Source organism: Desulfobacula sp., from assembly GCF_030611305.1.
Classification (GTDB): domain Bacteria; phylum Desulfobacterota; class Desulfobacteria; order Desulfobacterales; family Desulfobacteraceae; genus Desulfobacula.
In genome coordinates, this window is sequence record NZ_JAUWQB010000124.1 from 1 (window position 1) to 7,620 (window position 7,620).

A 7,620-nucleotide genomic window follows, 5' to 3' on the forward strand; every position below is an offset into this window, starting at 1 on the left:
CATGTATTGATATATTTGTCAAGATAAATTTGAGTAGTCGTGTGCCTACAGGTTTTGAACTCAGATTCGATACTCGGCCTGATTTTATTGGATATTTTTACAAAAATCGGTAAAAATGAACCTACAACTGTCGAACACGAGTAAAGAAATCAGACGATAATGATGCTGTAGTTATAAGCACTTTATCTAAAGGAAGATCTATCGGCGATATGTCTATTATAGATAATTTTCCTCGATCCGCTACAATTAAGGCGCAAACAGATAGTAAATTGGTTACATTGCCGCGTAAAAATTTTGATATAATATTAGATGAACATCCTCGAATAGGAATAAAAATTCTTAAAGGGATGACCCGTTTGCTATGTCTTTATTTAAGAAAGGCATCGGGAAAACTGACCGAGACTAAATTCTAAAAACTGATAGGGGGAAATCATTGCGGAACGAGTTTGGCAGTGTATCCTGTAAACCGCTGCTGATATTCTTTTGGCCTAAGACCTGTCAGTCTGACAAACACTTTCCTGAAAAAAGAAATATCCTCATACCCGACCAGATAGGTGATTTCATTAAAGGTCTGGCTGCCATCCTCCAGCAGGAGTTTGGCATTTTCCACCCGTAATTGCTGTAGATACCCCAAAGGGGTGACGCCCGTTGCCTGTTTGAACCGGCGTTCCAATGAACGGCGGCTCATCCGGTATTTTTCGGCCAGCCGATCATAATCAACTGATTGAGTGTGATGCTGTTCTATCCACTTCTGGGCCTTTATGACCAAAGGATCGCCATGGTCATTGGAAAAAAGAAAACAGCTATAGGGGGCCTGCATTTCCCGTCCCAAATCCAGGACCATGGTCTTGGCACACTGTACAGCAGTTTGCCGGCCGCAAAATTTTTCCACAAGGTAGAGGGACAAATCCATACCGGCATTCACCCCTGCTGCACAATAGAGGCGGCCCTGGTCGATGAACATTTGGTCCTGTCTTAAATTGATCCGGGGATATTTTTGGCGGAACATCTGAGCAAATCCCCAGTGGAGGGTTGCTGATTTTCCGTCCAGCAAACCGGTTTCCGCCAGTAAAAATGCTCCAGTGCAGATACTGGCCACATGGGCGCCCTGGCTGTATTGGTTACGGATCCATGGAATCAGCTCAGGGCTTGTTTTAAGAATCTGTTTGATATAGGTGGCCGATGCAATGATAATCAAATCTGTTTTATCTATTGCCTCAATACTGCAATGGGGCTGGATAATGACATCATACAGGGATCGAATGGGTTGTCCGTCTGCCGAGGCAATGGTGACGTCAAAAAACGGAGTTGGAGGGGACTTGCTCAGACGGTTCCAGAGACGTCCTGCCTGGTTCAGGATATCCATGGGGCCGAAAATGGTGGAGGCCATGGAGTTATAAAGTCCGAGAATGGTTACTTTTTTCATTGAGCCTCCCTTAAATGGTGGAGAAATGTCGATATCGCCCCTTATAATGTCGTTTGTGCCACTTTTATTTTCAAAATGCAACCACTATAATCAAATAAATCTTAAACAAAAGGAGACTATCTATGACTTCTGAACGAATCAAGGCTTCCCTGGCCCCCTGCGGCCTGAGCTGTGAAAAATGTTTTGCCCATGTGGATGGAGATATCCGCAGGTACAGTCTGAAACTCAAAGAAAAACTGGGAAATTTCGACATCTATGCCGAACGATTTGAAACCCTGCTGGGTGATCCAATTTTTAAAAAATATCCGGATTTCAAGGAGATGCTGGATTACTTTGCTTCGGAGAACTGCAAGGGATGTCGTAATGAACAGTGCAAACTGTTTAAAAATTGTGGGGTACGCGGCTGTCACCAGAAAAAACAGATTGATTTTTGCTACCAGTGTGACGAGTTTCCCTGTGACAGAACCAATTTTGATACTGGCCTGTATAAAGGGTGGATAATGATTAACGAAAAAATTAAAAAAATAGGTCTGGAAGAATTTTATGAAAAGAATAGGTCCCGCCCCAGGTATGTCTGAAAAACAAACATGGAAAATCTGACAGCTCCCGAGAAATGATGCTGCCGGCGCCAATAGTCGCCCCTTGTGCCAATCCGAATGCGGACACAAGGTCAATATAAGAGAAGCTGTCTTGGCTGATCAAGACAGCTTCTTTCTGATGAACTGATAAGACAGGACCCCTGCACAGCCATAGCAGAGAATGGCAATCATCATGACGGCTTTAAATCCAAAAATAATGGCAAGAACCGTTGCCAGAAGGATACTGATAACGCTGAAAAAGCCGTTGATCCCCCATGCCCAGGCCAGAGAAAACTCATCTTCTCTTTTTAAAAAATTCAAGGCGCAGGGAAAAGGAATCCCCATGAAAAACCCTAACGGTGCAATCATCAAAAGAGTCAGGACCACCTTTTGTCCAAGAGAAAAGGATATAAAAAATAGAAGTATCGGGTCCAGAAAAATGAGATAAAGCCCTGTAACAAGAATAATACTTAAGCTTGAATAAAGAATCCTTTTGCTTTCAGGGAAAAGTCTGGTTGAAAACAGGCTGCCGATACCGGAAAAAACAAGCAGTCCTGCAATAATAACGGAAAGAGAATAAGAAGGATGGCCCAAAAAAAGAATCATCTTCTGTATCATTGGCATTTCAATAAAAAAATATCCCACAGCAATTAGAGAGAAATAGGCAAATATGGTTTTCTTTCTCCTTGTTACTTTTTGACCCGTTATCAGCAGGGGAAAAACAATGAAAATAAAACTTAAGACCAGGACAGGCAAAAGGATGATCAAAAGAATAAGGTACCCCCATTCGGTGACAGGAATCTGGGATGGGCCATAGGTTTTAATATATCTGAGCACTGCGGGTTTAAAAAAATTATAAAAATAAGGCCGGTTGTCTGTGGCAGCACGAATATCAAAGTCATAGGCTTCAATAAAGGCTTTTGAATCGCTGGACAACAGTTTTTGCAATGCCTCATGATACACCGGTGTTTTAAGTTTGATAAACCGGTTCACCTGATTTTCACTGATGCCTGGATAATACACCAGGTCAAAAAGCCGCTCTTTGGCAAACGTCGTAGTTTTATCGATCATTTCTCCTGTGATGGGAGATTTGGAAACCAGCAGCGTCAGGGTCTGAAGCGACCGTATGGCGATCAGATGATTTTGAATATCATCAATTCCCATTTGCCGTAACGCTTCTATCACCATATTGAATATTTTAAGGTTGTCCCTTGCAGGGGTGACCACCCATCTGCTGATGGCCAGAAGACCGCTATCATTTAAATGCCCGACATAGTCTTTTATAGATTCAATCGTATACAGATAGCTTTCATTTAAGGCATAAACGCCTGATGCGGCAGTATTGTAGGCATCAATCATGGACAACTCGATAAGGTCATATTTTTTTGGGGTCTGCTTTATAAAACTTCTTGCCTCCCGGATTTGGATGGTCACATTTTTCCCGGTGTAGATATGCCCGGAATAAGGCCCGAATTGATTTTTCATAAGGGATATGACACGTGGGTCCACCTCAAGCGCATCAATATGTTTAAATTGGCTTAAAATTGATTTTAATATGGATTCTCCGCCGCCTGATCCAATAATCAGCACACGGTTTCTTTTAGTTTTATCCATCACATGAAAGGGGAGATAGGGTGCCAGGTGTTGAAGGTATCGTATATCGTTTTTGTTACCTTTAAAGGGGGTTATGGGACTCATTGAACTACCATTAAAAAAAATACCTTTCTGGACCGGTACCTGAAAGGGGGATATCAGGCTTAAGCCTGCGGTTGTGCGAAGTCCTTTTGCCTGGACCACCTGTACGACAGCCAGAGGCGAGTAAGCTTCATGAACAATTTGAGCGTCCGGCAGGTTTAAGGCCCCTGAAATGGCTTTGTATTGAGATACTTTTTTAAAATCCGGAAAAGAAAACAGCATAAAAAAAATGCCGATAATGATAGCCGTTACGGTTCCGGCAGTTAAGGCATATTTAACACTGCTTTTGAAAGCCATTACCAATGCGGGCACCATGGCAATAAAGATAATGCCCGTCATGATATGAAAGGGGTGCCATAAAAATGATGCCGCAACCACTGCCAGAGCGCCGGCTCCTGACCCGAGAAGATTAAAAAAATAGGTCTTTGATACGGAATATTTTAACAATGCCATACAGACTATCAAAGCACCCAGAAAAAAAGAAAACCCCATGAGGAAAAAATAGAGAAACATGCTGATGATCTGTCCCACACTAAAGGTCATTTCATAGGGATTAAAAACCAACCTTGTGGAAATGATAAATCCAAAGGTTAAAAAAACAGGAAACAATATCAGGCCTGTGAAAAAAAACAGTGAATACCTGTTTTCAATTTTTTTTTGAATCACACTGGTAACAGAACCGCTGGCACCAAATCCCAAGAGAGCCATGGTGATAATAAGAGGCGAGAGGTTATGCCATTGTGCCCAGGCAAAAATCCGTGTAAAAATTATTTGATAACTCAGAATCGAAAAAGAGGTAAAAAAAACACTGAAGCTAACAATTCCCGAGCCGGGTGATTTCAACTTATTCCTCTTTTCTTGACTGATTTCTTGTAAGGGGGACAAATCGTACCGAGGTAATGACTTGGGTTGTAATATCTCCTGTTTTTCCTTTCTTCACCAGAACCAGATGCTGAACTTTAAAAGGCGGTCCAACAGGGATACACATGAGCCCACCCGGTTTTAACTGGTCTATTAAAGGAGGGGGGATAAAATCAGAAGCGCAGGTCACGATAATGGCATCAAAGGGCGCATGGACGCTCCATCCAAAATAGCCGTCTGCATTCAAGGTACGGATATTTTGATATCCCAGACGGTTTAGTGCTTTTTGGGAACGTTCATGCAGCGGCTTTACAATTTCAATAGTGTACACTTCCTTGACGATTCGGGCCAGAACCGCTGCCTGATATCCTGAGCCTGTTCCGATTTCTAAGACCCTGGAGTCTTTATCAACATTGAGCAACTGGCTCATGAGCGCAACAATATAAGGCTGCGAAATGGTCTGGCCGTAGCCAATGGGCAATGGTCTGTCTTCATAGGCCTTTCTCTTGTAAGTAGATTCGACAAATTCGTGACGAAACACGGATTCCATTGCATTTAATACATTCCGGTCTGTGATACCCCGATGCCTGATTTGATATAAACCCATATTCTTGCGGGCCGCAGCATAATCGTCGGATTTCCCGATTGATTCTGAACCGGCTGAAAAACCAAACACCATCAGGAGCAAAAAAATAACAGGGAATTTATTAATGAATTTTAAAGCTTTCATTCCCGGCCTCACAAAATTTTAAGGAGCGTTGATATGATATTACTATTCACTAAATCTGATGAAAAAGCAATCGCATATAATTTAATGTTTTTTCCTTAGCAGAACGCCTGAGCAACTGGCAGCAAGGGTTCCAGTTAACTCGATTGTTCTGCAACTTGCGATGTCCAATTCAGGGAAAGTTTGCGGTTTGATTGAACGCAATCACGTAAATATAGATTAATTAAGTTTTGATATGGAACTCCGGTTTCCTCTGCTAAATTTTTAAAATATTCTACAATGTCAACTCCTATACGCATAGTCACCTGTTGTTTTAAATTTTTAGCATAAGGATTTTTCCGTCCCTTCATTTTATCAAAATTGTATTCTTTTCTCATGATAACCCCCTTAAATAAACAATTTGCTCTTTTTTAGTTGCCTTCCTTGCTGTTATAATCCGAATTTCAGATTCATTGCTGCGACAGCAATGGCATACAACTAAAACTTTGAGGTTTTGATTTAAACCTAAAAGAATAAATCTTTCTTCATTAATGGAATGATCAGGATCATCAAACTCAATAGCATTTTCATAATTATAGAGTAAGTATATTATAATTATTTGTCAAGGTGTAGCTTGCTGGCATATAATTTAAAATCCAAGGGAAAAACATTTATCGTTGATCAATTTTTTTGAATTTAGCTTGACTTTATGTTGATTTGATATTTTTATTAAGTGTAATTTCGGAACATAAATTTCAAAATAATAATCAAGGCGGCCATAATGAATGATTTTGCAAATTCTCAAAATGCTGAAATCTTAATTGTTGATGATGAGCCCATGATAAGAGATCTGCTTGAAAATATCATGGAAAGAACGAGTTATTCTTGTTACTTTGCAGAGAATGGTGAAGCAGCATTGGAAATGCTCTCCAGGCAGGTGTTTGATGTGGTGATTACTGATGTTGGCATGCCTGTAATGGATGGTATTGACCTTGCTAAAATCATTAAATCAAAATTTACTGCCGATATCATTGTAATGACAGGCCAAACCAGAAGCTATCAGTATGATGAAATCATCAATATCGGTGCCAGTGATTTTGTTGAAAAGCCTTTTTCACCCAGAGAAATGGTGCTCAGGATAGATCGTGTGTTGCGGGAAAGACGTCTTAAACAAGAAACAAGAAACGCCCATGAAGAGCTCAAAGAATCTTATATCGACTCCATACATCGTCTGGTCATGGCAGCAGAGTATAAAGATGAAGACACCGGGGATCACATTGTCAGGATCGGACAATATTGCTCACTCATAGCTGAAAAGCTAAATCTTCCCCGGGAATTTAAAGAAACAATCTATTATGCAGCACCCATGCATGATATCGGAAAAATCGGCATCCCGGATAAAATTCTTTTAAAACCGGGCAAGCTCACCCATAGCGAGTTTGAAACCATAAAAGCCCACACACAGATCGGCGCAAGGCTTTTATTCCAATCCAAATCAAAGATCCTTCAGATGGCCCATGAAATTGCCCTGACCCATCATGAAAAATTTAACGGGAAAGGATATCCCAATCAATTAAAAGGAATTGATATCCCCATATCCGGACGGATTGTTGCTCTGGCAGATACCTTTGACGCACTCACCTCAAAGCGGCCTTATAAAGACCCTTATCCTCCCGAGATTATCTATGATATCCTGAAAAAAGAAAAAGGGGAGCACTTTGACCCTGAGGTTCTTGATATCTTTATCACCAGTTTTGATCAATTCCTGAAAATCAGAGGCAAAGTCGGTACTTTTGAAGGCAAAACAGATCAACATTTCACACTCAGTGAACGGGATAGAGCAAACTGATTTTATTTTTTATCCTTCTTTTTTTGTTTTGCTTTCAAAACCTGCCGACGGGAAGCATTCAACACGCCCCTCTGTATTCTTCATACCCACAAAGCGGAGCGGGCTTAATAAATTTTCCGACAAGGATATTTATGCCGCAATGGTTGACCAGAAGATAGCGAAAGACCTTGCAAGGAAGGCATAGATCTTCAGGAAATGCTCTTACGCCAACTTGGCGGATCAGGGATTAGGGATCAGCCTGAGCAGTTGCTAAAGTTTTGTTGTAAACTTGCCGATGTCCTTTTAAAATGAGATAAATAAAAAAGATGTATTACAGATGAAAATTGCTGAAACAGGACAGCCCGTGATGGATAACTTTGTTTTTACAGATTCCCCAAAAACCAATATCTTAATTGTTGATGATGAGCCCATGATAAGAGATCTGCTTGAAAATATCATGGAAAGAACGAGTTATTCTTGTTACTTTGCAGAGAATGGTGAAGCAGCATTGGAAATGCTCTCCAGG

The 7,620-nt window shown here is 41.0% G+C and carries 7 protein-coding genes and 1 pseudogene; 3 read left to right on the forward strand and 5 right to left on the reverse strand.

The genetic code is table 11. The features are described 5' to 3' along the window. Window positions 1–155: 155 nt before the first annotated feature. A pseudogene (locus tag QAI40_RS17245) lies at window positions 156–413 on the forward strand (Crp/Fnr family transcriptional regulator); the annotation flags it as partial. Window positions 414–430: 17 nt separating this feature from the next. On the opposite strand, the gene QAI40_RS16130 reads toward QAI40_RS17245, so the two are convergent. Continuing rightward, window positions 431–1,426, reverse strand: a complete 996-nt coding sequence (locus QAI40_RS16130) for a GlxA family transcriptional regulator (RefSeq protein ID WP_299983846.1) — start codon at window positions 1,424–1,426, stop codon at window positions 431–433. 122 nt (window positions 1,427–1,548) lie between these two features. Here QAI40_RS16130 and QAI40_RS16135 point away from each other — a divergent pair, with 122 nt between their 5' ends. Then, window positions 1,549–2,004 carry a DUF3795 domain-containing protein gene (locus QAI40_RS16135; RefSeq protein WP_299983844.1) on the forward strand — a complete coding sequence of 152 codons (456 nt, stop codon included), beginning with the start codon at window positions 1,549–1,551 and terminating at the stop codon, window positions 2,002–2,004. A 120-nt stretch (window positions 2,005–2,124) separates the two neighbouring features. Here the strand turns inward: QAI40_RS16135 and QAI40_RS16140 are convergent, their stop codons facing one another. From QAI40_RS16140 to QAI40_RS17250, 4 genes are all read right to left on the reverse strand, one after another. Continuing rightward, window positions 2,125–4,542 (reverse strand): hypothetical protein, encoded by a 2,418-nt coding sequence (locus QAI40_RS16140; RefSeq protein WP_304511828.1) that lies wholly within the window; start codon window positions 4,540–4,542, stop codon window positions 2,125–2,127. Between the two features lies 1 nt (window position 4,543). Further along, complete coding sequence (locus QAI40_RS16145; RefSeq protein ID WP_299983840.1) at window positions 4,544–5,290, reverse strand: protein-L-isoaspartate(D-aspartate) O-methyltransferase; 747 nt, start codon at window positions 5,288–5,290, stop codon at window positions 4,544–4,546. Window positions 5,291–5,424: 134 nt separating this feature from the next. Further along, complete coding sequence (locus tag QAI40_RS16150; protein ID WP_299983838.1) at window positions 5,425–5,664, reverse strand: CopG family antitoxin; 240 nt, start codon at window positions 5,662–5,664, stop codon at window positions 5,425–5,427. Next, entirely contained in the window at window positions 5,661–5,885 is a 225-nt protein-coding gene (locus tag QAI40_RS17250; RefSeq protein WP_442875408.1) for a BrnT family toxin, read from the reverse strand. The genes QAI40_RS16150 and QAI40_RS17250 overlap by 4 nt, the downstream gene beginning before the upstream one ends. A 162-nt stretch (window positions 5,886–6,047) precedes the next feature. Between QAI40_RS17250 and QAI40_RS16155 the strand changes: the two genes are divergently transcribed. Beyond that, window positions 6,048–7,115 (forward strand): response regulator, encoded by a 1,068-nt coding sequence (locus QAI40_RS16155; RefSeq protein WP_304511829.1) that lies wholly within the window; start codon window positions 6,048–6,050, stop codon window positions 7,113–7,115. Window positions 7,116–7,620: the final 505 nt, after the last annotated feature.

Excerpts from the sequence above, each read along its gene's own strand:
- QAI40_RS16130 (WP_299983846.1), bottom strand. The coding sequence starts at position 1,426 with ATGAAAAAAGTAACCATTCTCGGACTTTATAACTCCATGGCCTCCACC.
- QAI40_RS16135 (WP_299983844.1), top strand. The coding sequence starts at position 1,549 with ATGACTTCTGAACGAATCAAGGCTTCCCTGGCCCCCTGCGGCCTGAGC.
- QAI40_RS16145 (WP_299983840.1), bottom strand. The coding sequence starts at position 5,290 with ATGAAAGCTTTAAAATTCATTAATAAATTCCCTGTTATTTTTTTGCTC.
- QAI40_RS16150 (WP_299983838.1), bottom strand. The coding sequence starts at position 5,664 with ATGAGAAAAGAATACAATTTTGATAAAATGAAGGGACGGAAAAATCCT.
- QAI40_RS16155 (WP_304511829.1), top strand. The coding sequence starts at position 6,048 with ATGAATGATTTTGCAAATTCTCAAAATGCTGAAATCTTAATTGTTGAT.